The organism is Streptomyces lienomycini, assembly GCF_027947595.1.
Classification (GTDB): Bacteria; Actinomycetota; Actinomycetes; order Streptomycetales; family Streptomycetaceae; genus Streptomyces; species Streptomyces lienomycini.
Window position 1 is genome coordinate 2,123,544 of sequence record NZ_CP116257.1, and the last position, 25,026, is coordinate 2,148,569.

15 protein-coding genes are annotated in these 25,026 nt (G+C 69.0%); 11 read left to right on the plus strand and 4 right to left on the minus strand.

The features are described from left to right. Positions 1-85: 85 nt before the first annotated feature. Positions 86-847, minus strand: coding sequence for a hypothetical protein (locus BJ961_RS09765; RefSeq protein ID WP_271320919.1), 762 nt, complete (start codon positions 845-847; stop codon positions 86-88). Positions 848-1,031: 184 nt separating this feature from the next. Between BJ961_RS09765 and BJ961_RS09770 the strand changes: the two genes are divergently transcribed. From BJ961_RS09770 to BJ961_RS09785, 4 genes are all read left to right on the plus strand, one after another. After that, positions 1,032-3,617 carry an NACHT domain-containing protein gene (locus tag BJ961_RS09770; protein WP_271320920.1) on the plus strand — a complete coding sequence of 862 codons (2,586 nt, stop codon included), beginning with the start codon at positions 1,032-1,034 and terminating at the stop codon, positions 3,615-3,617. Positions 3,618-4,278: 661 nt separating this feature from the next. Then, positions 4,279-4,797 (plus strand): transglycosylase SLT domain-containing protein, encoded by a 519-nt coding sequence (locus BJ961_RS09775; protein WP_271320921.1) that lies wholly within the window; start codon positions 4,279-4,281, stop codon positions 4,795-4,797. Between the two features lie 495 nt (positions 4,798-5,292). Then, positions 5,293-6,348 carry a beta family protein gene (locus BJ961_RS09780; RefSeq protein ID WP_271320922.1) on the plus strand — a complete coding sequence of 352 codons (1,056 nt, stop codon included), beginning with the start codon at positions 5,293-5,295 and terminating at the stop codon, positions 6,346-6,348. A gap of 129 nt (positions 6,349-6,477) precedes the next feature. Continuing rightward, positions 6,478-6,681, plus strand: coding sequence for a hypothetical protein (locus BJ961_RS09785; protein ID WP_271320923.1), 204 nt, complete (start codon positions 6,478-6,480; stop codon positions 6,679-6,681). 173 nt (positions 6,682-6,854) lie between these two features. Here the strand turns inward: BJ961_RS09785 and BJ961_RS09790 are convergent, their stop codons facing one another. Further along, positions 6,855-7,616, minus strand: a complete 762-nt coding sequence (locus BJ961_RS09790) for a DUF6338 family protein (RefSeq protein WP_271320924.1) — start codon at positions 7,614-7,616, stop codon at positions 6,855-6,857. Between the two features lie 281 nt (positions 7,617-7,897). Here BJ961_RS09790 and BJ961_RS09795 point away from each other — a divergent pair, with 281 nt between their 5' ends. From BJ961_RS09795 to BJ961_RS09810, 4 genes are all read left to right on the plus strand, one after another. Continuing rightward, positions 7,898-10,618: a CHAT domain-containing protein gene (locus tag BJ961_RS09795; protein WP_271320925.1), complete on the plus strand. Its 2,721-nt coding sequence runs from the start codon at positions 7,898-7,900 to the stop codon at positions 10,616-10,618. 277 nt (positions 10,619-10,895) lie between these two features. Continuing rightward, a complete protein-coding gene (locus BJ961_RS09800) occupies positions 10,896-12,095 on the plus strand; it encodes a serine/threonine-protein kinase (RefSeq protein WP_271320926.1) in 1,200 nt (399 codons plus the stop codon). A 104-nt stretch (positions 12,096-12,199) separates the two neighbouring features. After that, positions 12,200-15,211, plus strand: a complete 3,012-nt coding sequence (locus BJ961_RS09805; RefSeq protein ID WP_271320927.1) for an SNF2-related protein — start codon at positions 12,200-12,202, stop codon at positions 15,209-15,211. A gap of 1 nt (position 15,212) precedes the next feature. Further along, positions 15,213-20,738 (plus strand): hypothetical protein, encoded by a 5,526-nt coding sequence (locus BJ961_RS09810; protein ID WP_271320928.1) that lies wholly within the window; start codon positions 15,213-15,215, stop codon positions 20,736-20,738. Between the two features lie 45 nt (positions 20,739-20,783). Here BJ961_RS09810 and BJ961_RS09815 read toward each other — a convergent pair whose 3' ends face one another. Then, entirely contained in the window at positions 20,784-20,969 is a 186-nt protein-coding gene (locus BJ961_RS09815; RefSeq protein WP_271320929.1) for a DUF397 domain-containing protein, read from the minus strand. Then, complete coding sequence (locus BJ961_RS09820) at positions 20,966-21,826, minus strand: helix-turn-helix domain-containing protein (protein ID WP_271320930.1); 861 nt, start codon at positions 21,824-21,826, stop codon at positions 20,966-20,968. Before BJ961_RS09820 ends, BJ961_RS09815 begins: the two co-directional genes overlap by 4 nt. Before the next feature lie 163 nt (positions 21,827-21,989). Between BJ961_RS09820 and BJ961_RS09825 the strand changes: the two genes are divergently transcribed. The 3 genes from BJ961_RS09825 (at position 21,990) to BJ961_RS09835 (ending at position 24,986) form a co-directional block, all read left to right on the plus strand. Beyond that, complete coding sequence (locus BJ961_RS09825; protein WP_271320931.1) at positions 21,990-22,448, plus strand: ATP-binding protein; 459 nt, start codon at positions 21,990-21,992, stop codon at positions 22,446-22,448. Between the two features lie 70 nt (positions 22,449-22,518). Continuing rightward, on the plus strand, positions 22,519-23,799 hold the full coding sequence (locus BJ961_RS09830) for a DUF262 domain-containing protein (protein WP_271320932.1): 1,281 nt from the start codon (positions 22,519-22,521) through the stop codon (positions 23,797-23,799). Further along, positions 23,796-24,986 carry an AAA family ATPase gene (locus BJ961_RS09835; RefSeq protein ID WP_271320933.1) on the plus strand — a complete coding sequence of 397 codons (1,191 nt, stop codon included), beginning with the start codon at positions 23,796-23,798 and terminating at the stop codon, positions 24,984-24,986. Before BJ961_RS09830 ends, BJ961_RS09835 begins: the two co-directional genes overlap by 4 nt. Positions 24,987-25,026 lie beyond the last annotated feature (40 nt).

Here is a 25,026-nt window from a genome sequence, read left to right on the forward strand (position 1 = left end):
ACGGTCGGGCCCCAGCAGCCCCTGAGCCACAGGACACGGCGTGCTCCTCTCTTCTGCGGTACGCGTGCATGGAGGCGCCCGGGGCTCAGGCCTCCTGCGCCGGGGCCGTGGTCCCCGGGAACGTGCTGTGCATCAGGTCCTGGAGCCATGCGGAGCCGTTCTTGGACTTCAGCTCGCCCATGAGGACCATCAGGCTGTCCCGCTGGAGGTGGCCCTGCTGGACCCACATCCCGATGACGTTCTGGAGGAGGGCCAGGTCGTGCCGGGCGGAGGTCTCGGTGGCGGGCCTGCTGAGCTGCCGCTGGATGCCCTTGACTACCTCGAGGATGTCCGCCACCCCGCGCTCCTCCACCTTGTCCGAGCTGCGGAGTTCGGCGAGGTCCATCGTGTACGTCATGGGTGTGTTCACGGCCTCGCCCGCCTCGACGGCCTTGATCGCCCGGACGATCGCCTCCCGGGCCTCCGCGGCGCTGTCCAGGTCCCGGTGGTCCAGTTCGATGGTCCGCAGCCCCTGTACGTCGAACGGAACGGGCTGGCCCTCGGAGATGATCTGGATGAAGGGCTTGCCGGTGGTGTGCCGCACCGCGAGTTCGTAGAAGACGTTCGGATTCTGGTCGGTCAGATCGGCGATCACCAGTCCGTCGCCGAGAATCCGCTCGAGGACCTGTGTGCTGATCAGCCCCGAGGAGTCGATCTCGTCGGCCCTGGTCGCCTGATACCCGCATTCCAGGGCCGCCGGTTTCACGATGTGTCGGAGAATCTGGTCGCTGCGTCGCCGGATGTCGGAGCCCGTCGCTCCGATCGGCGCTATGTAGAAACAGCGGTGGGTCGTGGCTGGCGTTTCCATGTTCCCCCCGGTCCATGAAGTGGGCGGCGGCAGTATAGGGCGTCGCACTCTTCGGGTATTGATTATATCTGATGAGGAATCGGGCTGATATCAGGTGAATTGCACTTTGGCGGGACACACAGACAGGCGTCCCACGGGCCACTAGGCTGGCAGGTGAAGGTACACGGAACCGGGGGGTTGATCAGTGGACTTCACTTATACCGAGCAGACCTTGCCCCGCGCGGTGGCCTGGCTCTTCGAGTCGAACGGCTACTCGGTCACCGAGGATGTCAGCGTCCAGGACGTGGTTTTCCCGCTCCTCGCGAAACAGATGGCGGGACTGGTCGAGCAGAAGGTATTCATCGAAGTCACGATCGACCATGTGAACATGGTGAAGCACGAGGGGCTGATAGCGAAACTGGTCCTGGCGCGGAGGCAGGTGCTCGGTTCGCAGCAGGTACTCGTGTCGTCCGGCGGATTCACCGACGAGGCGCGCGACCATGCGCGAATGGAAGGGATTCTGGTCTACACGTTCCAGGAGCTCTTCCGGCAGTTCGAGCGCACCGACCCGTATATCGAGCACGTCCTGGGGGACGGCGACTTCGCCGAATCCCTGCGCGATCTGGACGAGGTCTACGAGGAACCCGACTTCGACGACGACCGGGGCGTGCACCGCGCCACCGAGTGGCTGACCCACTGGGTGGGCGACGAGACCGAGCCGTCCCGCTGGGTGGTGGTCGTCGGCGAGTACGGCACGGGAAAGACCGCCCTCACCCGGGTTCTCCAGCGGCGCTGGATGAGCGACTACCGCGAGGGCCGGCTGACCAGGCTGCCGTTCCGGGTGGAACTCAGGGACTTCAGTCGCCAGTTCGACGCCCGCGGCCTGCTCCACCACTTCCTCGACCGCAACGAACTGGCCCACCTCAACATCAGCTTCGTCGAGTCCATGATCGCCAACGGGCGCGTCATGCTCATCCTCGACGGCTACGACGAGATGGCCCAGTTCCTCAACGTGCGAGAGCGCAGAGCCTGCCTGGAGGCGCTCACCGAACTCTCCGGCGACGGGGTCCGGGGCATCCTCACCAGCCGGCCCAACTACTTCACCGAGGCCGAGGAACTCCAGGTCTTCGAGGTGCTCTACCGCAACCTCGACACCCGGTCCCAGATCGGCGCCGCAGCCCTCGACAAGGAGGTCCTGGAACAGGAGCAGCAGGTCGACCGGATGCTGGAGCAGTTCGTCATCCAGCGCGCCGAGCGGCAACTGCGCGACCTCAGTCCGGAACAGACGATCCATCTGGTGAAGAAGCGCCTCGGGGACGACCCCGCGGGCGAGAAGGCGGTCACCGGCATCCTCAGCCGGGTCTTCCGCCCCGAGAGCACCCGTGAGTACTCCCTCGGCGGCAAACCCGTCATCGTCAGCTACCTCCTGGACGTGGTCGAGGAACTCAAGCGCGACGAGGCCAGTGGCAGCGGCGGCAAGCTCACCGAGTGGCAGATCTACGAGTTGATCATCAACAAGCTGATGCTGCGCGACTGGGCTCGGGTGAAGAACCTCCCCCCGTCGGACCGCCTCGAGTTCCTCCGGCATCTCGCGGTCCGGCTCTCCTCCGAGAGCCGCCGGTCGATCCGCGAGGCCGCCTTCCGGGAACTCATCGAGGAGCGCTTCCCCGGCCATCTCGCCAAACAGCGGGCCACTGGCACCGCCGACGCCGCCGACGCCCTCTTCGACGACCTCCGCTCCTCCTCCACGCTCACCCGTTCCCGTGAACCCGGCGAGTACGCCTGGCAGTTCTCGCACAACTCCCTGCGCGAGTACCTCGCCCTCACCTTCCTGGTCAGCGAGCACCAGTCCGGCCGCTCACTGCCCCGGCAGATCCAGCTCACCGACGCGATGCTGACCTTCTCCCGGTCCATGCCGAAGGACGTCCTGGAGGGCTCCCTCGCCCAACTCGCCATGGGCTGGCCCAACCGCAGTTACAGCAAGAGCCTGGACCGCATCCTGACGCTGCTCTGGCCCGCCCTCCTTCAGAACGCCCCCGCCACCGAGGACAAGCGGGACATCCTCGCCCGGATCGTCGGCCCCGGTCTGGACATCTCCAAGTCCCGGCTGAGCCAGGTCGACTTCTCCGCCGACGCCCGGCCCTCGGACCTGCACCGGCTGAGTGCCTCCGAGACCGAGTTGTCGGGGGTCTCCTTCCGCGCGGCCCGGATCGAGCGGTCCAACTTCTCCGACTCGATCTTCGAGGCGTGCAATCTGTCCCAGGCCGTGGCCGACGGCGCCTCCTTCAAGCGGGCCCTCATCATGGACTGCGACATCACCGGCCTGCGGTGCGCCGAGGCCGACTTCACCGCCCTGGACCGGGACTCGACCGCCGTGGTCAAGACCTCCCGGGGCGCCCAGATCATCACCGGCGAGCACCTCATCGGCTATCTGCGGGCGCAGGGCGCGGTCACCGACGACGTCAACCCGTACTACGTGTTCGCCACCAACTCCGACTTCGAGGTCATCGAGAAGATCTGCAAGGTTCTCGCAGACGGGGCGCAGCACCAGCGACGTGGGGTCCAGCAGCGGGGCGCCGCCGAGCGGAACGTGCCGCTGGCCCGCAAGTTCCTGGAGTACCTCTTCGGCTGTGACTATCTGATCGTCAAGGGCGGGCGGAGCGAGATGATCAGCGCCACCAGCAGCGGTCGGCAGGCCTGCCATCGACTGGCAGTCGAGAAGAAGGTGGACGACACCCTGGGCCGCTTCCTGGAGGAGAACCTGGGCCGCCCGCGCAGGTCCGCCAACTAGCACCCCGCTCGCGCGTCAGATGTCCCGGGGGAGACCGGCCAAGGCCGTGACCTGCGACGTCTGGGAGCCTTGAGTGGCTGACCCGCGCTTGCTGAACGACCTGCTCACGGACCTCGGCACGCGGTCCCGCTGAGGCACGCCCCCGGCCGCGGCGGGTGCGGAGTTCCGCGCGTACCGGCTGACACACCCTCGTCACGCGCGTCCTCGTGCGCCACCTGGCCCGGTACCGGGACGCCGGCCTTCACAGGCGACCCCGAAAGGTGACTGCGCCGCTTCGTCGAGTGAGGCACCGGCCTCCGCAGGGTGACGAGGGGCGACCGCCGGGTGACCGGCTCTGTGAGGGCGCGCACAGGGCCCACGTCACACGGGGCCGGGGTTAGTAGACGCCGGAGGGCCGCTCGCCGCGGGGGCGGCGGTCGTCCGGGCGAGTCAGGCGGCCGGTCTACGAAGCGGCGTAGTAGGTCACACACTTGTCGCGGCGCCGGGGCGTTCCGCAGTCTGTTCGGCGTACCGGGGAGCCGAGCGCCGGGACCGGACGGGAAGCGCCCGTCCGTGATCCAGACACCGGCCCTGATGACGCGAAGCCGCGTCCCACGCGGACACCGCGTCGCCGACCCCCCGTCGGCCTCCCCATCACGTTCCCGAATGGAGAGGTACACCCGTGCACGCCATCATGCGCCGCCCCAGCATCCGCAAGTCCGCCGTGGCCTCCCTCGCCGCCGCGGGCGCCGCCGCCGTCACCCTCACCCTCGCCCCGAGCCCGGCACACGCCGCCGAGCCGGCCAAGACGTCCACCGCGCAGACCCAGGCCCAGACCGACAAGATCGAGGCCATCGTCAAGGCCGGCGTGAAGAAGCACGGCGACGACCTCGACGGCTGGATCCGCACCGCCCTGGACGTCATGGACGCCAAGAACATCCCGGGTACCTACGAGGGCCTGCACCGCAACATCATGCGCGAGTCGTCCGGCAACCCGAACGCCCAGAACAACTGGGACGTCAACGCCCAGAACGGCATCCCCTCGAAGGGTCTGCTCCAGACGATCCAGCCCACCTTCGAGACCTACCACGTCAAGGGCACGAAGGACTCCATCACCGACCCGGTCGCCAACATCGTCGCCGCCTGCAACTACGCGGCCGACAAGTACGGCTCCATGGACAACGTCGACTCCGCCTACTGACCGGCGGACCCACAGACCGCCTGAGCCCCCGGGACGACCGGTCCCGCGCGGAGGCCGGCGGGGCCCAGGCAGCACGGCGGGGCCGGAGGCACGACACGTCCCTCCGGCCCCGCCTGCGTCGCACCCGGTGAGTCCCGGAGGGGTTCCTTCAGATGTCCCGGGAGGGACCGGCCAGCGCCATGACCTGCAGTAATGGTCAATCACGGGGCGCTGACCTGCGCGAATGGGCTTTCGGTTGTTTCACGTTCGTGCCTGTTGATGCAGCCGGAAGTCCCAGAAAAGTCCCAGGGGACTCCCCTTGCTCATGCCCGACCACCCTTCAAGCTGTCTGACCGACTACCGAGCATCACGAAGCGGACACTCGCGTCACACCCTCACCAGGCACTGGCCCACATCGGCCACGCGGGCCGAAATCTCCCTCTTTTCAACTGCTCCGAGGCGGATGGACCCTGGCGGGAAGGGACGCTCACGGACGGTGCCGAGGGGGGAACCGCGATGTCCGGACCGCTCTACGTTCCCGTTCTGCCGACGAAGCCGCACGCGGCCGGGGCCTTCCGGCGGCTCTGGCCGGACGTCCAGATTGCGATCAGGCCGCTGTGGAACCTGCCGCCATTGCCCGGGGTGCTGCCGGAGACGCTGGGTACGGTGATCGGCACGTACGTCGGTCGGGTGAGTGCCGTGAGCTGTCACGGTGGATGGATCGACGCTCCCTTCGGTGAGGACGCTCAAACCGCCGCCATCGCCGAAGCGCTGACCGTCTACTGCGAGTTGGGACGGCTGCGACCGGTCACCGGGCCGGAGAGGACCGCGGAGCAGCAGGCGGCTGCCGTGGAGACGGCCCGGCGCTGCCTGCGCGGCCTGGGCGTGCGGGTGCGGGTCACGGGGGAGTGGGACGGCCGCCTCGGGGAGGGCGTCAGGGGCCTGCTGGCGCTGACCGGTCCGGAGATGCCCCTGCATCTGCTGCTCGACATGGGCGCGGTCCTCGACGACCGGCCCGAGGCGGGCAAGGAGGCGCTGCGCGCCCTCGACGCGCTGATGCCCTTGGCCGTCTGGCGGGGCGCCGCCCTGCTCGGAGGTGGCTTTCCGAGGGCCACCGCCGACATGCTGGAGGAGGGATCGTGCGAGGCGTCGCGGGCGGAGTGGCGCATGTGGCACGAGGTGCGCGCGACGGGCCGGGCCTACGCCCCGGTGCTTGGCTTCGGCGATTACGGAGTGCAGCCCCCCTGCGCCCTCGCGCAGGCCCCGGCGCCGGAGAGGAAGGGTGGACCACCATGGGGGGCGCTCCGTTACACGACCGACAGCTCGTACTTCGTCGTCAAGACGCTGACCCGAGGCTCGGACCGGGTCGCCGTCAACCGCGCCGCGGCCCGCCGGATCATCGAGCTGGCTGAATTTCGGGGTTCTGGGGCCGGGCCGGGTGAGCAGTGGCTGAGTGACTGTGCGAACGGCCCGCTCACGAGCAGTGAGGGTGTGGGCGGGCCCGCGGAGTGGCTGAAGGCGGGAAACCTTCAGCACATGACGCACGTCGTACGGAGCCTGTCCGAGGGTTGAACGTCCGAGGAAAGGCCGGCCGTCCTGTGCGCGGCTCAGTCGATCAGCGGTGCCAGCGCGTGCTCGCCCGACAGGATCCGCCAGGCGGGCACCCGCACAGTCCGGCTCACCGGGCAGGGTTTTGCGTCGGTGAACAGCAGGTTCCACCAGGTGCCCGCCCACCAGCACGGTTCGCTCCAGATCGGTGATCCCCCGTCCGGTCAGGTACCGCTGCAGGCGGTCGGCGAGGTCCTCGCGGGCCTCGGCCGCAGGGCCGGGCGTGCCCGCTTCGGCTGGAGCGCCGTCGTCGCCCGCTTCCAGCGGCGCCGAGCGTGCGGGGAGGAGGGCCGGTAAGCCGCTCTGCTCCTGCCACAACGCGAGGCTGCCGACGGTGAGCAGCTGCGACTTGGTCCGGGTGACCGCCACGTTCCACAGGTCGACCTGGCTCGCGACCCAGTGCTTGGTCCGGGGCGGGGTGTTGAGCGCCGCGTCATTCTTCGTCGGCCGTGCCGGCGCCGTTGTCCGGCTCAGCGGTCGGAGCCGGCGTCGGCGGAGCTTGAGTCGGCTCGGGCCGATTGCCGGCGGGCCGGTACCCCCTCTTCCCGTTGGGGTCCAACTGTGGTCGTGTCTCGGTCACCTGCCGTGTCTCCTTCTTCGGCCCCGGGAAGTACCTCGATGAAGTCGAGGAACTCCACATCATCCATCCGAATATAGATTCCGCCGGAACGCGGCAGTGGACGTTCGAAGGATCCGGCGCCGGACATGGCCCATGCGGTCTGCAAGTACAGGTCTGCGGCTTCCGGATAGCCAGAGCTGTAGGACCGCTCCCCGTAGTACCCGCCCACCCAGAGGCCGCTCTTCAGACGGGCGCGTACCAGACAGTGGCTCCTGCGCTGGAAGACCTTGTCCCATGCGGTGGGGGTCGGGTCGTAGGTGGACCGGCTTCCTCGCGAGCCCAGCCATGAGGTGAGCCAGGCGGCAGCGGCCGGCACCACGATCAACAGGGTCGTCGCCGTCAGCGCGGCGACGCGAGGGTTGTCGGCCGCGCCGGTCAGCCAGCCCCGGCGACGGTCGTAGACGAGATGCACCAACCATGGGCCGGCGAGCAGGACGTAGAGGGTGTCGAGAGCGATACCCGCGGTCACGGCTCGGAGTATGCGCTCTCCGAGGTCTCTGTGACCCGGGACCGGGCCACGGGCGCGTTCGCGGACGAACTGGTAGGTCACGCCGGGGAGCACCAGAAGAAGAACGATCACTACCTGGGTGACTGTGGTGGGCGCGTGCGGCATCGTCGTATGCCCTTCCGAACAGCGGGTGCAGGATCTTCGCGACCTGATGGCCCAATGTCGCCTGATCCCACGATGACTTGCAGGTACCACAGACATACTGGCGTGATGATTGCCCACTGTTGGGGAGGCTGGGACAACTGATGCATGACGATCTGCTGCGCCTACGCACCACGTGGGTTGACAGTCTCGCAGCTCGGGTCTGCCACGGTCTCAGGCCCGAGACATGCCGCTCCGACATGTTCCCCTCATGGGTCGCGGATGATCAACTGACACTCGCCACTGTGCTGACCCGCGTCGCGACGGACGACATTGAGTGCCGCTCTCCGCAGACCATTAGCGATCGACTTCGATCGACCGGCCTCGTCCTCCCAGGAGTACCCGGATCTGTGGTGGCCCGCGACCTTGTCGTGCCGGTCCTCCGCACGGTCCGCAAGGGCGGCGTGCCGTGGGAACAGTGGTGGGATGTGTACGGACTGCACGCCTTGCTGATCGAGTTGTGGGCGGGACGCCGACTGTCGACACATCCACCGGAGAAGGTCCGCGACGAGCTCAAGGCAGTCTGGTGCCTTGAGGACGACCGGGTTGTAGACGCCGTCCTGGACAACACGGAGGACCCCTTCACCTTCCTGCCCACGGATCTCCTGCACGAGTCCGCCACCGGAACGGCGAGGGGGTGCACGCAGTTCCTCGTCACCAGAGGCTTGATGAAGATCACCCTCCCGGACGCCTTCCTGAGCACCAGGCCAGGGCTGGTGGACAGACCGGAGCTCACGGAGGTTCTGAAACGCTGGTACCACCGCGTCGATCTAGAAGAGACTGTGCAGCGTGTCCGGGGTCTTTCGCCAGACCTCTTGACGGGTTTACGCAGAGATTTCGAAGCGTGGGATGCCCGAATGGGCCAGCTGGCCTCTCACTTGACGGCACAAGAGGTCAAGCTGTTCACGCCCATGACGGAGGATGAGCGGTACGGCGAGGAGTGCCTTCGGGCGGGCTGGGGCCTGCATCGAGCCGAACTGAACCCAGACGACGCTTTATTGTGGCAACCGGATTCCGTCGCCCGGGACTCCTCGGTGCCCGATTGGATGGCCGAGGAAATCATCACGTGCGGTACCCGCTTTTTCCACAGGCAGGCAGGTCCTCACCCCGTCTGGTTGGCCACAGTGGAGACGGACGCGCATATGGCGGCCGTGCGAATGCTGATGGAGCCGCCAACACGGTACGGCTTCGGGGTCGAAGACTACGATGACGGTCTGAAACTGTGGTTCCAGTTCCCCGCACATCCGGCCGACCCCGACCCTCCCTTCCGGGCCCCCTACACCTACTCCCTCTCCTGGGCGGAACATGCTTTGGAACTCCTCCATCTTGCGACCGTTGGGTACGCCCGTCTCAGCGTCGTCCGTCTGGTAGGCGACGGTGAGCTCAGGGCAGTGGGCAGTATCCGGCTCGGTCTGCCGGAAGAGGTGTGCGCCCGGGCAAAGGAAGCCTCGATCGCAGCGCTTCGTCGGCTGGTCGGTGACGAGACGCAGACGATTAGGCAGAGGATCGCCCTTGAGGGCCGAGACCAGGCCGCAGAGGTCGCCTTCCAGACCTGTGAAACCGCCAAGGGCGAGGACATTCATGACGAGCTAGCTCTGGAGTCCGACGCCCCTGAGCACCAGTCCTTCATCGCAGCCGCACGCCATCTCGCCATGCTTCGCTCTCGGGATGCCGCCGACCTGCTCGACGGGAAAGGTCCGTTGGAGGGAGATACGGAACTGAAGGCCGCTGCCGAGGACAGGCAGAGAGCTCTGGAACTGCTTCGGGCGACCACGGGGCGTGGGAAGGGCAAGCCACGATGGACTGACCGCTCCGACAGACCCTCCGTGGACGAACAGACTGCGTTCGTCCACCTCATCAACCGGTACGGAACTCTCCAGCTTGCGGTGTGCCGGACCCGTGCGGGCCACTCGCACTTCGATCTAGTTACGTGTGAGGGGTTTCCCCTCGTACCTCTCGCCGGTGCGGTCGATGAATGGACGCGGCAAGCACCGGATCACCCCCAACGTAAGTGGCACGACTACCTGGAGCAGTTGGTTACTGAGTGCGGTGGGCCGGCACAAGCCATCGTCGAGACGGTTACGCCCCATGAAGTCCGTCGGTTGGTGCTCAGCCCCACAGCTCCGCTGGAACTCCTGCCCCTTCACGCAGCTCCGCTCGGCAGCGCGCGCACCTCCACCTTGATCGATGCTTTCGAGCAGGTGGTCTACGCCCCTACGGCTCGACTCGTGTCCGCCATCGAGAGTTCCCAGCGGCAAGCGGCTGTGGTCGAGGTGCTGGTAGTGGCACACGGCGGTGGTCACCTCCCCGGCCTCGAGCTGATTGGCGGCCCACTGTGCGAAGCCCATGTGATCGAAGGTCTTCACGACAGCGTGGAAGTTGTCATGGAAGAGGAGGCGACTCCGGCCCGCGCTTTGCACATGATGCCCATGGCCCGGATCGTCCACGTCGCGGCACACGGCTTGACCCACCCGAATCGCTGGGCCGCCGGACTCGCCCTGCACGGCGGTTCGCTCGGGAAGGCCATGCTCACTTCCAGTGGGATCCTCGCAGACGGGATCTTCTCCAGTGTCGACCTGGTCATCCTGAACGCTTGCAGAACAGGCACGCACGAAGGCACCGGCCGTACCGTGCAGACCTTGCGCAGCATCGAGTCCGCGTTCCTCGCCCGCGGCGCGAAAGCGGTCATCTCCACCCTGTGGGACATCACGGACCTGCAGGGTGTCGTGTTCTCCGCCGTGCTCCACGCACACCTCGGTGCTGGATTGGACTCCCACAGCGCTTACGCCGACACCATCCGCTACCTACGTGAGTATCGGTGGCACGTGCCCTCTGGGGCAGGTCCGGCGGGCGCCGCCGAATCAGCCATCGACACGATACTTCCGGACTGGCGGAGCCACCTTGACCAGCAGGTCGCCGAGAATCCGCTGTTCTGGGCCGCATTCAAGATCACTGGAGTCGTCTGAGTCACGCGCTCACGGTCGCAGCTTCGCGCGTGCTGTTCAGCACGGAGAGGGAAGTCTCAAGGAGAGCGGTGTCCGGTCTGGCTGTGATGGATCTCGACCTGAATTGCCACGGTGTGGCCGCGGTATTTCGCCTCGGTCAGGAGTTGAGCGAGCGGGCCCGGCGTCCGCACCTGGCGGCGAACGTGCAGCGCGCGGCCTTGCATAGACTGGCTGCGTTCTGGGCCGGTCCGCCTTCCAGAGCAGCGGTCGCAGGTCACGCAGGGGAGGCTTCGGCGACGTGGAACCACTGAGGGACGAGGACCCGAGGGAGATCGGGGGCTTCTCGCTCGTATGCCGGATCGGGTCCGGCGGCATGGGAGAGGTGTTTCTCGGGGAGTCCGCGGCCGGCCACCAGGCCGCCGTGAAGGTCATCAAGCCGTCGGTCCTCGATGAGGACACCCGGGCGCGCTTCGTGTCCGAAGTGGACAGTCTGCGCACGGTGTACGGGCCGTTCGTCGCGGCGTTCGTGGGCGCGGACGCGGACGCGGACCAGCCCTGGCTCGCCGTGGAGTACGTCCCCGGACCGGACCTGCGCACGCTCGTCACCGGACATGGTCCGCTGCCGCTTGCCGAGACCGCCAGCCTGGGCGCGTTGCTGGCGGAGGGGCTCGGCACGGTGCACGACGCGGGGCTGCTCCACCGTGACCTGAAGCCGCCGAACATCCTGCTGTCCCCGTACGGTCCGAAGGTGATCGACTTCGGTCTCGCCGTGCTCGCGGAACGCCGTACCACCCTGACGGCGACCGGCTTCGTCGTCGGCAGCGTGCTCTGCATGCCGCCGGAGCAGGCCCGGGGCGAGCACCGGCTGGACCGGTCGGCCGACGTCTACGCACTGGGTGCGGTACTGCTGTTCGCCGCGACCGGGCACTACCCGTACGAGGGGCCGACCTGGCAGGCCGTCGCCCTGAAGATCGAGGACCCGCACACCCCGCCCGACCTCACGGGTGTCCCACCGGAGCTGGCACCGCTGATCACGGACATGCTGGCCCCGGATCCGACTGCGCGGCCGGCCCTGCCCGAGGTCATCGAGCGGTTGGTACGGGCCATCCGGGACCAGGGGCTGACCGCTCTCCAGGCCAAGCGTCGCCTGACCGACCTGACGCCCGAAATCGTCGTGCCCCACCTTCCCGCGCCGCCCCCCGGCCAGGCGTCCGGAACCGACACCTACGCCTACACGCCCGGCGCCATCGACCCGACGGCGGCCGAGGACGGGGAGCGGCTGGACGCGTCGGTGCCCGCCGGGGCCGGGCGGCATGACGCCGACGCCGAAGCCGGCGAGGAAGCCGGGAACGCCGTCTCCCTCGCCCCGCGGGAGACCGTTCCCGAGGAGATCGGGGCCCCGCCGCGAAGCCGCGGGGCCATCGGCGTCCGTCCCTCGGCACCCCTGAGGATCGCCGAGCGGATCCGCGCCGCGTACGCCCGAGAGGCACGCTTCTGAGCAGCCGCGGTTCGCGCCCCGAAGCCCGTACGGACCCCTCCGCCTCCGTGACAGACTTGCCGTCGCAGGACCGCACGACGCACGGGAAGACGAAGGGGCCGCGGGTGACCGACCAGGGGGCGACACAGGAGGGGACCCGGTTTCCGCCGGGGGCGCAGATCTCCGTACGGGACGAGGAGTGGCTGGTCCGCAACACCACCACGACCGACCACGACGGGGAACGGATCGAGGCGGTCGGCGTCTCGGAGTTCGTGCGCGATGAGGAGGCCGTCTTCTTCAGCGGCATCGACGAGGTGGAACTGCTCGATCCGGAGAAGACCCGCCTGATCCCCGACACCTCCTCGTACTTCCGCAGCAGCCGCCTCTTCCTCGAAGCCGTCCTGCGCAAAACCCCGCTGCCCCAGTCGGAGCGCGGCCTCGCCCTCGCGGACGGCTTCCTGCTGGACCCGCTCGTCTACCAGCAGCGCCCCGCCGAACTGGCCCTGTCGATGCGCAATCTGCGCCCGCGGGTCCTGATCGCCGATGTGGTGGGTCTCGGCAAGACGCTGGAGATCGGCCTGACCCTCGCGGAGCTGATCCGTCGCGGTCGGGGCGAGCGCATCCTGGTCGTGACGCCGCAGAGCATCCTGGAGCAGTTCCAGCACGAGCTGTGGACCCGCTTCTCGATCCCGCTAGTGCGGCTCGACTCGCTCGGGGTCCAGCGCATCCAGCGCGAGCTGCCGGCCGGCCGGAACCCGTTCACGCACTACAAGCGCGTGATCATCTCCGTGGACACCCTCAAGAACATCGGCCAGTACCGGCACCACCTGGAGCGCATCCGCTGGGACGCCGTCGTCATCGACGAGTCCCACAACCTGATCAACCCGGGCAGCCAGCGCCGCGCCCTCGCCGAGATCCTCGCCCCGCGCACGGACGCCCTGCTGCTGGCCAGCGCCACCCCGCACAACGGTGACAAGCGGTCCTTTGCCGACCTGATCTCCTTGCTCGACCCGGCCGCCATCGCCGACCGCGACCACTATGACCCGGCCGAGGACCTTGGCCACCTCTACATCCGGCGCACCAAGATCAGCCGCGAGGTCCGGGACGAGATGGGCACCGAGTGGCCCGACCGCGGCCCCACCGTCTCCCTCCACTGTGCCGCCACCGGGGCCGAGGAACGGGTCTTCGCCGAACTGGCCGAGCACTGGATTCCCGCCGCGCCGAAGAGCACGGAGTTCGGCACGGCGGACGAGGACCCCGCCTCGGTCGCCACTGAAGCCGTCTTCGCCTACAACCTGCTCAAGACGTTCCTCTCCTCCCACGTCGCTCTCGGCGAGACGGTCGCCAACCGCATCACCGCGCTGGGCGACAGGGTCCGCAGGGCCGAGGAGAAGGGGCTGCGCCCCGACCCGGCCATCGCCGGAGAGCAGGCCGCCCTCGCCCGGCTGCGGGAGATCGTCGCCGGTATGGGAGACGGCAGAGCGCCCGGCGACTCCGCCAAACTCGACGCGCTCGTCCAGCAGTTGCGGGAGATCGGCGTCGGCCCCCGGTCCACCACGCGGGCCGTGATCTTCTCCGAGCGCGTCCGCACGCTCAAGTGGCTGGCCGAGGTCGTTCCCGCCCGGCTGGGCTTCCCCGTTGCGGCCGACGGCACGGCGAAGGCCGTGTCCGTGATGCACGGCGGCCTCAGCGACGATGAACAGGGCGACGTCCTGGAGGCGTTCGGCCTCGCCGACACCCCGGTCCGGCTGCTGTTCACCGGCGACGTCGCCTCCGAGGGCGTCAACCTGCACCGCCAGTGCCACCACCTGATCCACTACGACATCCCGTGGTCGCTGATCCGCATCGAGCAGCGCAACGGCCGCATCGACCGGTACGGGCAGACGTACGAGCCCCAGTTCAGTGCGCTGATCCTCACCTCGGCCGTACCCGGCGCCAAGGACGACCGCACGGTCGCCGAGAAGCTGCTCCGCCGTGAGGAGGAGGCGCACAAACTGGACGGCACCGCCGAGGCCGTGTCCGGTTTCTACCGCGCCGAGGAGGAAGAGCGCCGGCTCATCAAGGAGCTGGTCCGCGGCGGCACCGTCGAGGACTTCTTGGACGACGGTCCCGGCGCCGACGACACCGCCCTGGCCGACCTGTTCGGCCAGGTGGACACGATCACCGAGCAGGAGCTGCCCGCACGCGCCGAACTGATCTCGCTCTTCGAAGGCGACACTGCCGCCTTCGTCTCCACCGCCCTCGACGAGGTCTACCAGGAGCGCGCCGAGGACGCGATCGGCCTTTCCTCCGGCACCGACGCCAAGGGCGGCGCCTATTTCTCGCTCTCTCCCGCCCAGGCCCCCGACCTGCTCCACCGCCTCAAGGCCCTCCCGCCCTCCTATCTCAAAGAGCAGCGGGTCGCCGAGCGGATGCTGGTCACCTTCGATGGTACCCTCGCGCAGCGCAAGCTCACCGAGGCCAGGGACAGCAGCACCAGCATGTGGCCGGAGGTCTCCTTCCTCACCGACATCCACCCGGTGGTGGAATGGCTGACGGACAAAGTCCTCGTCGAGTTCGGCCGCCAGGAAGCCCCGGTCATCACCACGCCGCACGTGGACAGCCCTGTCTTCCTGGTCCAGGGCATCCACTCCAACGCCCTGGGCCGCCCCACCGTGGTGCGCTGGATGGCCGTCACCGGGCTCGGCGCCGACGGCACCGGCACACCCGAGGTGCGACCCATGGCCGACGCGCTGCGCGATGCGAAGGTCGGCCCGCGGCTCGCCCGCACCGGCGGCCCGCGCGACCTGGACCGGCTCCAGACCCTCGTGCCCGCCGCCGTCGCCGCGGCCCGCCACCACCTGGACGAGGGACGGGCCCAGTGGGAGGAGCGGATCAGCGAGCCTCTCGCCGCCTACCGCGCCCACGTCGCCCAGTGGCGCACCGACTCCCTGCTGCCCGGAGTCACGGGCCGCCGCGAACGCGTCGTCGAGGAGACCGCCGACGAACTGGCCCGGCTCCTCGACCAACTGCATACCACCGGCCGCCCGCTGCTGCGCGTCCTCGCCGTCCTCGCCCGCCCCGGCGTTCCGGACACCCCCGAAGCCGACGAGCCTGCAGCCGACGCCCACCCGTCCGACGCACAGGCGGAGAACTGACGTGACGTACGACTCGCTGGTCAACCACGGCGACTACCTCTCGCCCCACTATCTCGCCGAAGTCCTCCCCAAGGATCTCAAGGCGAAGGACGGCCTCCTCTCCCGCTGGGCCGCCTTCGAGGAGGACGAACGCCGCCGCCACGCCGACGCCGTCGCCGAGGCCGATCGCCAGGGCCTCGGCCGCGACTCCGTACCGCCGCGCGCCCGCACCCCCCGCGAGGGCCTGCGCGCCCTGCACGGCCCCTACTTCGCGGGCCGCGCAGCCCTCGCCAAGGACGCGGAAGCCCTCGCCGAACCCGGCGCTCCCCAGCCCGAGGGCTGGCGCAAGCGCTTGACCGAATCACATCTGGACACCCTGCACGCCCTCGGCTATACCGCCGCGCACGAGCAGCCCGTCACCGTCCACCGCACCGACCACGCATACGCCGTCCAGGTCGTTCACGCCGAACCGGGCCTCTACGCGGTCTCCTGCGGCTGGACCACCCAGCCCGACGCCGCCCTCGACCCGGACGGCGCCGGCCGACTGCTCCACCCCGTGACACTGGAGCAGTCGGCGCCACCCCTCCAAGACGCCAAGGCCCTCACCGACTTCCTCTTCGCCTGCGACGCGCCTCCGCGCTACGTCCTCCTGCTCGTCGGCGGCGTCATCGTCCTCGCCGACCGCCTCGCCTGGCCAGAGGGCCGCTACCTCGCCGCCGACCTCGACGCGGCCCTCCACCGCCGCGACGACCGCCACGGCGGCGAACTCGACACACTCGCCGCCCTCTTCGGCGCCGACGCGCTGCGCGTCCCGACCGAGGGCGGCACCGCCCCCCTCGCCTCCTTCGTCGACCGGTCCGGCAAGCACGCCGTCGGCGTCTCCACCGAACTCCGCGAGGGGCTGCGCCTGAGCGTCGAGTGGATCGCGAACGCCGTCCTGGAACGCCTGCGCGACCCCGAGAACGGCATCACCCCCGCCGACCTCGACGACCCGGCGCGCCTCGCCAAGGAACTCAGCCGAGAGTCCCTGCGCTACCTCTACCGCATCCTGTTCCTGCTCTACGCGGAGGCTAGCCCCACCCTCGGCATCCTGCCCTCCGACTATCCCGAGTACGAGCAGGGCTACGGCCTCCAGCGCCTCGGCGACCTCGTCCTGCGCGACCTCGTCGGCGAGCGCTCCCGGCGCGGCTTCCACCTGTACGAGTCGCTGAACCTGCTCTTCGACAAGGTCGAGAAGGGCCACCGCCGCTACGGCACCGAGCCCGAGGACCTCGCCGCCGAGGCCGCCGCCCGCGAGGCCACCGAGGCGGAACGGGAGGCGGCGCGGCTCCTCGCGGCCGGCGAGATCACCCCGGCCGAGCACACCGAACGCGTCCGCGAGGCCGACCGCGCCCGCCGCGCCGCCGCTCGCAGCACGAGCGCGGGCCTGCGCTTCGAGGCCCTGCACTCCGAGCTGTTCACCAAGGACGCCGTCCGCCTCATCGCCGACGACCGCATCGAGAACCCGGCCTACCGGGGCGGCGAAGGAGAGAAGCGGCGCCCGTTCCTGGACACCCGGCTGCGCAACGAGACCCTGCACAAGGTGCTGCGCCGCCTGATGCTCACCAAGGGCCGGGGCAGGGAGCGCGGCGGCTTCATCTCGTACGCCCAGCTCGGCATCAACCAGCTCGGCGCGGTGTACGAGGGCCTGATGTCCTACACCGGTTCCATCGCCGAGGAGGAGCTGTACGAAGTCGCCAAGAAGGGCGACGAGTCGGGCGGCAGCTGGACGATCCCCGCCTCCCGCGTCCAGCACTACGACGACAAGGTCTTCGTCACCCGGACGGACGAGGAGACCGGCCGCAAGGACCGCGTGGTCCACCCCAAGGGTTCGTTCGTCTACCGCCTGGCAGGCCGCGACCGCCAGACCTCCGCCTCCTACTACACCCCGAAGTCCCTCACCGAGGTCACCGTCGAGCTGGCCCTCAAGCACCGGCTGGACCAGCATGGCACCGTCACCCAGGCCAGGGAGCTCCTGGCCTGGACGATCTGCGAGCCGGCCCTCGGCTCCGGCGCCTTCCTCAACGAGGCCATCGATCAGGTGGCCGCCGAGTACCTGCGGCGCCGCGAACGCGAACTGGGCCGCCGCGTCGACCCCGAGCTGCGGCAGCTCGAACTCCAGAAGACCAAGGCGTACATCGCCCTGCACAACGCCTACGGCGTCGACCTCAACGCCACCGCGGTGGAACTGGCCGAGGTCTCCCTCTGGCTCAACTCCATGCACCCGGGCATGCGGGCCCCCTGGTTCGGCCTGCACCTGCGGCGCGGCAACTCACTCATTGGCGCGGGCCGCAAGGTCTACAAGGCGGACGCTCTGCCGGGCGGCGGGTGGCTGGCGAAGAAGAACACTCTCCCGCCGACCGACCTGCCCTTCCGCGCCGGCCCGCTGCCGGACGGCGCGGTCCACCAGTTCCTGCTGCCCGCCATCGGCTGGGGCGCGGTCGCGGCAGAGTCCGAGGCGAAGAAGCTCGCGGAGGACGCGGCCAAGGCGCTGGGGGCGTGGCGCAAGGGCGTCCAGAAGGCCCCCAAGGCACCGAAGCCCTTCCAGGAGCGCGGCGCCGAGACCGCCGAGGCCCGGCAGAAGCGCTACGACCGGTGGCGCAAGGCCGCGGACAAGACCGAACTGGGCCGGTTGCAGGCCCTGGCCCGCCGCGCCGAGTTCCTGTGGTCGCTCGTCGCGACGCGCCTCGAACTCTCCGAGCGGGCGGTCTCCCGCCGTATCGACGTGTGGGGCGCGGACTGGCTGGAGCAGACCTCGCGGGCGGAGGCGGAGGACAAGCAGAAGGTCCTCGACGACCTCACCCGCCACGGCACGCCGTACTGGCGCCTCAAGACCGTGATGGACGCGTGGTGCGCGCTGTGGTTCTGGCCGCTGGACAAGGCAGGCGAACTCGACGGCACTGACCCGGTGTACGAGACGGGCGGCACGCTGGTCGACGAGTCGTCGGTGGCGGGGTTGCTCGCCTCCGCCGTGCGGCCCGTGGAGCCGGTGGAGTCTCCCGTGGACCGCCGCTTGTGGCGGGCGGCTGGGCTGTTCGACCATCCGGACGGTGAGCAGGGCGAGTTGGGCGCGGCGGACGAGGAGGCCGGCCTGGAGACCCGGGGCAAGCGCGGTACGACGGGCCGCGAGGCCCGGATCACCGACCCGCGCCGGCCGTGCATCCCCTTGCGGAACATGGGGGACTGGCTGGACTTCCTGGAGGCCCTGCTCGGCACCAGGGACCCGGAGGGCTCGCCCCTCGAAGGCATCGAGGACATGTCGGTGGACCGGGCACTGGAGTTCCTGTCGGACATCGAGGTACGCCTCGACGGCATCCTCGGCATGGACGCGCCCGGCCGCCTGCCGTTCCGTTTCCCCTGGCTGAACACGGTCGAGGACATCGCGGGCACGACGGAGAAGGACATAAAGGCGGAGGACGGCCACGGCTTCTTCCACTGGGAGCTGCACTTCGCGCACGTGTTCCGGGGGCCGGGGGGCGGGTTCGACCTTCAGGTGGGGAATCCGCCTTGGGTACAGCCCAGGTGGCTGGAGAACCCGATCCTCGCCGAGCACGAACCGTGGTTCATGCTCATCGAGAAGCCGACGAAGGCGGAGCGGACGCGGCGGCGTGAGCAGCTGTTGGAGTCTCCCCGTGTCCACGCATATCTGCTTGCCGAGCTCGCGGCAACGACCGGGATGAGCGAGATGCTGGGCTCCGGCCCGGTGTACCCCCTCCTTGCGGGAACTCAGCCGGACCTGTACCGGGCGTTTATGTGCCAGACCTGGCAGCACATGGCGAAGAACGGCTCGGTGGGCCTGGTCCACCCGGACTCGCATTTCAGCGGTGACAGGGAGGGGCGGCTGCGGGAGGCCGCGTACACCAGGCTGCGGGTGCACGGGGACTTCGTGAACCAGGGGAACCGCTTCTTCCCGCCCCCTGTCGGTCACGCCAGTCACTTCGGCGTGCATATCTACGGGGAAGAAGGAGAGGTCGGCTTTGACCATTTGTCCTGGCTCGTTTCCGTAGATGCCCTGCGACTGTCAGCGGAAGACGACGGAACGGCTCCGGATCCTGGGATCAAATTCGGCGTCAGTTGGGACGAACGTCCGCATCGCAAACGGATCGTCCGCGTGGACGAGGCGTTGCTCGCCCAATGGCAGAAACTGACCGGCGACGAGACACAGCCAGTCCGTCAGGCCCGCCTGCTGTCGCCGGTGAGTACGGCGGAGGCTCAGGCGATCGAGGCGCTGGCGGACTACCCTTTGCGTCTCGCTCAGCACGAGCCACAGATCAGCAGTGGCTATCACGAGAGCGGAGCCAAGGCAGCCGACCTCATTGACTACAACGCGCCGGACGACACGGGTGTGGTGCGACGGCCAGCCGACTGGTCCGAGGTCATCCTCAAGGGCCCGCAGATCGGCCTCGCCAACCCCATGTTCAAGCAGCCCAGCCAGGGCGGCGGCGAGGTCTTGGGCCTCAACCCGATGACGCTGGCCGACGACGCCGTGCCCGAGTCCGAGTACGTCTACGTTGCGAAGTCCGAGGTGTACCGGGCCGCACAGGACGTGTGGAGCGACGACCGAACGCTGGAGCAGCTCAAGGCGTCCGAACGTGAGGTGACACGGGCGCAGAACGCTGCCGCCGGGCGCTTCGGGGTGACGGCATCGGAGGTCACCGAGGAGCAGGTGGAGGCGGAGCTGCTGCGGCGGCTGCGGAGGCCGTACACGGAGTTCTATCGGGTGGCGTGGCGCAAGATGATCGCGCCCGACACGGAGAGGGCCCTTTACACAGCTTTGCTGCCCCCGGGTGCCGCACACATTGATGCGTTGCGCAGTGGCGCGCTGTCTGACAACCGAAGCACTGCCCTGCTAGCCGGCTTCTGGGCTTCACTCCCGGTGGACTACCTGCTGCGCACAGCCCGAGTAAGGAACCTTGATGTGGCTCCGGCCAGGCGGCTCCCCGCGCCGGCCGCCGACCACCCGCTGGCCTCGGCACTCTTGTTGCGAACCCTGCGCCTGAACTGCCTCACGGCTGCCTACGCGGAGTTGTGGGAGGAGCTGTACGAGTCGACTTGGCCCGGCTACGAACCCTGGGCAGTGGAATGGCCGGCCATGCAGCCTCTTCACGAGGTCGGCCCAACATGGGAGCGGTCGACCCCGCTGCGCAGCGAGCGGGCGCGCAGAGCCGCGCTCGTGGAGATCGATGCCCTTGTCGCGGTCTGGCTCGGAGTGAGTGCAGACGCCCTCGCTGCCATGTACAAGTCCCGCTTCCCGATCATGCAGGAGTTCGACGCGGTCACCTGGTTCGACGCCAACGAGCGGAAGATTGCGGGCGTTCGGCATACGTACGGCTTCGGCCAGACCAAGGACCACTACGAGCAGTTGCTCGCCTACCAGAAGCAGGGCCGCGCCGAGCCCCCCGAGGGCTACACCGCCCCCTTCTACAAGGCCGAGCGCGAGAAGGAGATGCGAGAGGCGCACGCCTACTTCACCGCGCGGCTACAGGAAGCCACAGCCAAGGGCAAGTGAAGGGCAGCGCCCCGCGTCGGACGGCTCCGGCGCGGGGCGTGAGGGTCAGTTCTGGCCGGCGTAGGAGACGAAGTTGCTCCACGCGGCCGGGGAGAGGGCAAGTTCGGGGCTCCGCTGGTCCTTGGAGTCCCGGACGTGGATCGCGTGCGTGCCGTTCGCCACCTCGATGCAGTCGTCACCCTGCGAGCCGCTGTAACTGCTCTTGAACCAGGCCAGGTCGGACGTGTTCATAGCGCTCCTCGCAATCGCTTTAACAGGCCCAAGGAGTCCTCGGGGGTCAAGGCCTGCGAGCGCAGTTTCGCATACCGCTGCTGGAGCAGACTGATCTCTTTCGCATGGGCGATCAGCCGTCCGTTCTGCTGCCCTTCAGAGTAGGCGAACCACTGGTTGTCCGGTGTCTCGGCCAGACGCATCGGCCCGTCCGTCCCCGCATGCGACGGCTGCCGCAGCGGCATCACCTGAAACTCCACATTCCAGTTCCCCTCGATCACCCCCAGCAACCGGTCGAACTGCTCCCGCGTCACCGCCTCCCCGCCCGTCCACCGCTCCAACACCGCCTGCTCCACGATGAAGCTGAACGCTGTCGGCGGCTTCCGCGTCACCGCCAGCAGCTCCTGCCGAGCCATCCGCGCCGCGATCCGCTCCTCCAGCTCCTCCGGGTCGGGCAGGGGCGGCACGTTCAGGGACACCGCCCGCGCGTACGCCTCCGTCTGCAACAGGCCCGGCACCACCCGGCACTCGTAGGTGTACAGGCTGATCGCCGTCGCCTCCAGCCGAGCCCACTGCCGGAACCAGCTCGCCAACCCCGCCTGCCGCGACAGATGCGGCGCCGCCTTCCGCAGTGCCCCCGTGTTGCCGAGGGCTTCCTCCGCGCGCTCCACGAAGTCCCGGTCCGGCATCCGGCGCCCCTGTTCGACCGAGGCGACCGTGTGTTTGGAGAAGCGGACCAGGGCGCCGAACTCCTCGCGGCTCAGGCCCGCGTGCTCCCGCAGGGCCTGGACGACCGCGCCGAACGTGCGCAGACTGTCCGACGCCCCCGGTTCCGCGACGCCCGCCCCCGTACCGCCGTCCGTACATTCGTAGGCCACCGTCGGCCACCTCCCGCGCACCGTCACCGCCCGTACCGCTTCTGACTCGGCTCCATCGTCACGCGGAGTGACACGTACTGTCCACCGAATGTGTACGTACGCTGACTCTGCGTACGCGGGTCGGTGCTGGCGAACCGCCCGAGCCCGCCGCCAGATTGGGCATATGACACCACCGCCCACCCCCGCGACCCACCAGGCGCCCGTCACCGTACGTGTGTTCACCCAGCGGTTCAGTTCCACCCCGCGCGGAGCACGCCTCGCCCGCCGGCTCGCGCTGCACCAGCTCGACACCTGGGGCGTCCCGCACGGCAGCGAGGCGTCCGACACCGCCGCCCTGCTCGTCGCGGAACTCGCCGCCAACGCCGTCACGCACGGCCGCGTACCCGGCCGGGACTTCGAGGTCACCGTCAAGCTCCTCGGCCGCACCCTGCGCGTCGAGGTCTCCGACACCCGGGGCGAGCTCCGGCCCCCGCCTCCCGGCGCCGCCCGCCCCGAAGGGGAGCCGCTCGCGGAGAACGGCCGGGGCATGCTCCTCGTGGAGGCGCTCGCCGACCGCTGGGACGTGCTCGACCGCGTCCCCGTCGGCAAGACGGTCGTCGCCGAGCTGGACCTGTCGCGCTGACAGGCGGGAAGGCCCGTCTATAGGCTGGACCGGTTACGGCATTGGGCAGCGGCGAAGGGCTACGGCGACCATGACGGACCTGGAGGGCGGTACCGGTGGTGAGAGCGCCGGGCGGGACCGGTCCGTGCGGCGCCGAGGGTACGCCACGGCGGCGGACATCGACGAGCCGGATGCCCTCGGCATGCCGCTGGGGGTGCCCGTCGAAGTCGGCTCCGACGGCCGGCCGACCGGCGTGGAACTGGAGCTGCCGGACGACGAGGAGGGCGAGGACGGTGACGACGACTCCTCCGCGCCGTTCCAGCCGGACAGCATCAGGATCCGCACGCAGACCACCACCGTGGACCTCCTCCTCTCCCGCCTCCGGGAGGGCATGATCGACCTCGCGCCGGACTTCCAGCGGCGGGCCGGGATCTGGAGCGACCGCAGGCAGAGCCGTCTGATCGAGTCGCTGCTGCTGCGCATCCCGATCTCCAACCTCCACATGGCCCAGGGCGACGCGGACAAGTGGGCCGTGGTGGACGGCGTGCAGCGGCTGACCGCTGTCGCCCGTTTCATGGAGCCGGGACTCACGGGCCTCAGCCCGTTGACCCTGCGGGGCCTGGAGTACCTGTGGAGGTTCAACGGCAACACATACCAGGACCTGACCGGGCGACTGAAGATCCGGCTGCGCGAGACGCAGATCACCGTGCACATCCTGGAACAGGGCACGCCGGAGGCCGTCAAGTACAACGTGTTCTCCCGGATCAACACCGGCGGCGTGCCGTTGAAGCCGCAGGAGCTGCGGCACGCACTGGTGCCGGGACCCGTCCGGGACTACCTCGCCGACTTGGCCGAGCACCCGGCGTTCGGCGAGGCCACCCGCTGGAGCGTGTCCAACGAGCGGATGGCCGACCGGGAGATGGTGCTGCGCTTCCTCGCCTTCCGGATGAGTAGTCCCTCGAAGCACACCGAGAGGGACTTCGACAGGTTCCTCATCGGCGCAATGGAAAGGGTCAACGAACTCCCCGATCATCGGCGGGAGCAGTACGCCCGGGAGTTCCGGGCGGCCATGCAGTGCGCGCAAGAACTGTTCGGCGAGCACGCCTTCCGCAAGTGGGATGGTGGGGAACGCAGTTCCCCAGTGATCAACAAGGCGCTGTTCGAGACAATCTCCGTCACTCTCGCCCTTCTTGACGATCACGGGCGGGCGCGGCTGGTAGCTTCTCGGTCGAAGGTCCTCGACAGGTTCTTCGTGCTCATGAACAACTGGGACTTCGACCGGGCGATCTCCGTGGGCACCGGGAACCCGGCGAAGATCCGCACGAGATTCCAGCACGTAGAGCCAGTGTTCCGAGGGGTGGCCGAACAGTGATCGACCGACTGACGCTGCGCAACTTCAAGGCGTTCCAGGACATGTCGCTTCCGCTCGGTCCCCTCACTCTCCTCACGGGGCTGAATTCTTCCGGCAAGAGCAGCGTCCTCCAGGCAATCGCCTTGCTGCGCCAGTCCTACGAGGCGGGCGACCTGGAGGCCTCCCGGTACCTGCCCGAGGCGCGGAGGTCCGGCCTGCGTACCACCGTCGCCAATCAGGGCTTCCTCCTCAACGGTGAACTCGTCGGCCTCGGCACCGGAGAGGATGTGCTGTGCGAGGGCGACGCACTGTCGGACGAGACCCGGATCGCCCTCGCCGTCGACGAAGGCCCGTACCACTACGGCTGGACCGTCGAGTACGAGGCCGGACAGAACCTGCTGCCCCTGCTCGGCGTGGAACTGCCACTTGACTCGGAGGGCGTCGCCGCGCCCGTCGGGCCCGAGGCCGTGACGCCCGCGTTCCTCACCGCCCCCTTCCAGTACTTGCACGCCGACCGGATCTCGCCTGCCGAGTTCTACCCGCGCGACCACCACGCGGCCATCGGCCGCGGCTTCCTCGGCGTACGCGGTGAGCACACCGTCAACTTCCTCCGCCACCATGCCGACGACCCGGTGCCCGAGGGGCCCCTGCACCATCCGCGTGCCCGGTCCGCCGTGCTGCGCCACCAGGTCGCCGCATGGATGGGCGACCTGTGCCCGGGGGTGAACGTCCAGGCCGACGCCATCGAGGGCGCCGACGCGGTACTCCTCTCGTACGACTTCCAGGGGCCGCTCGGTCGCACTCGTCGCCGACGCCCCGGCAACGTCGGCTTCGGCCTCACCTACGTCTTGCCGATCGTGGTCGCCTGCCTCACCGCCCGGCCCGGTTCCCTGGTCCTCCTGGAGAACCCGGAGGCACACCTCCACCCCCACGGGCAGACCCGGATGGCCGCGCTCGCAGCCGCGGCCGCCGCGCAGGGGGCCCAGGTGATCACGGAGACGCACAGCGACCACGTCATCAACGGCGTGCGGCTCGCCGTGAAGCAGGGGCACATCGCCCCCGAACAGACGGTGTTCCACTACTTCCGCAGCGTCGGCACCGGCGTGGAGGTCGTCAGCCCGCGGGTCAACCCTGCAGGCAAACTCGACCAGTGGCCCGACGGGTTCTTCGACGAGCTGGAGAACACGCTCGACCAGCTCATCGCCTGATACCCGCCTGGGGAGGGCGGAGTCGAGGCGCACACATCAT

Excerpts from the sequence above, each read along its gene's own strand:
- BJ961_RS09765 (WP_271320919.1), bottom strand. The coding sequence starts at position 847 with ATGGAAACGCCAGCCACGACCCACCGCTGTTTCTACATAGCGCCGATC.
- BJ961_RS09780 (WP_271320922.1), top strand. The coding sequence starts at position 5,293 with ATGTCCGGACCGCTCTACGTTCCCGTTCTGCCGACGAAGCCGCACGCG.
- BJ961_RS09790 (WP_271320924.1), bottom strand. The coding sequence starts at position 7,616 with ATGCCGCACGCGCCCACCACAGTCACCCAGGTAGTGATCGTTCTTCTT.
- BJ961_RS09815 (WP_271320929.1), bottom strand. The coding sequence starts at position 20,969 with ATGAACACGTCCGACCTGGCCTGGTTCAAGAGCAGTTACAGCGGCTCG.
- BJ961_RS09825 (WP_271320931.1), top strand. The coding sequence starts at position 21,990 with ATGACACCACCGCCCACCCCCGCGACCCACCAGGCGCCCGTCACCGTA.
- BJ961_RS09830 (WP_271320932.1), top strand. The coding sequence starts at position 22,519 with ATGACGGACCTGGAGGGCGGTACCGGTGGTGAGAGCGCCGGGCGGGAC.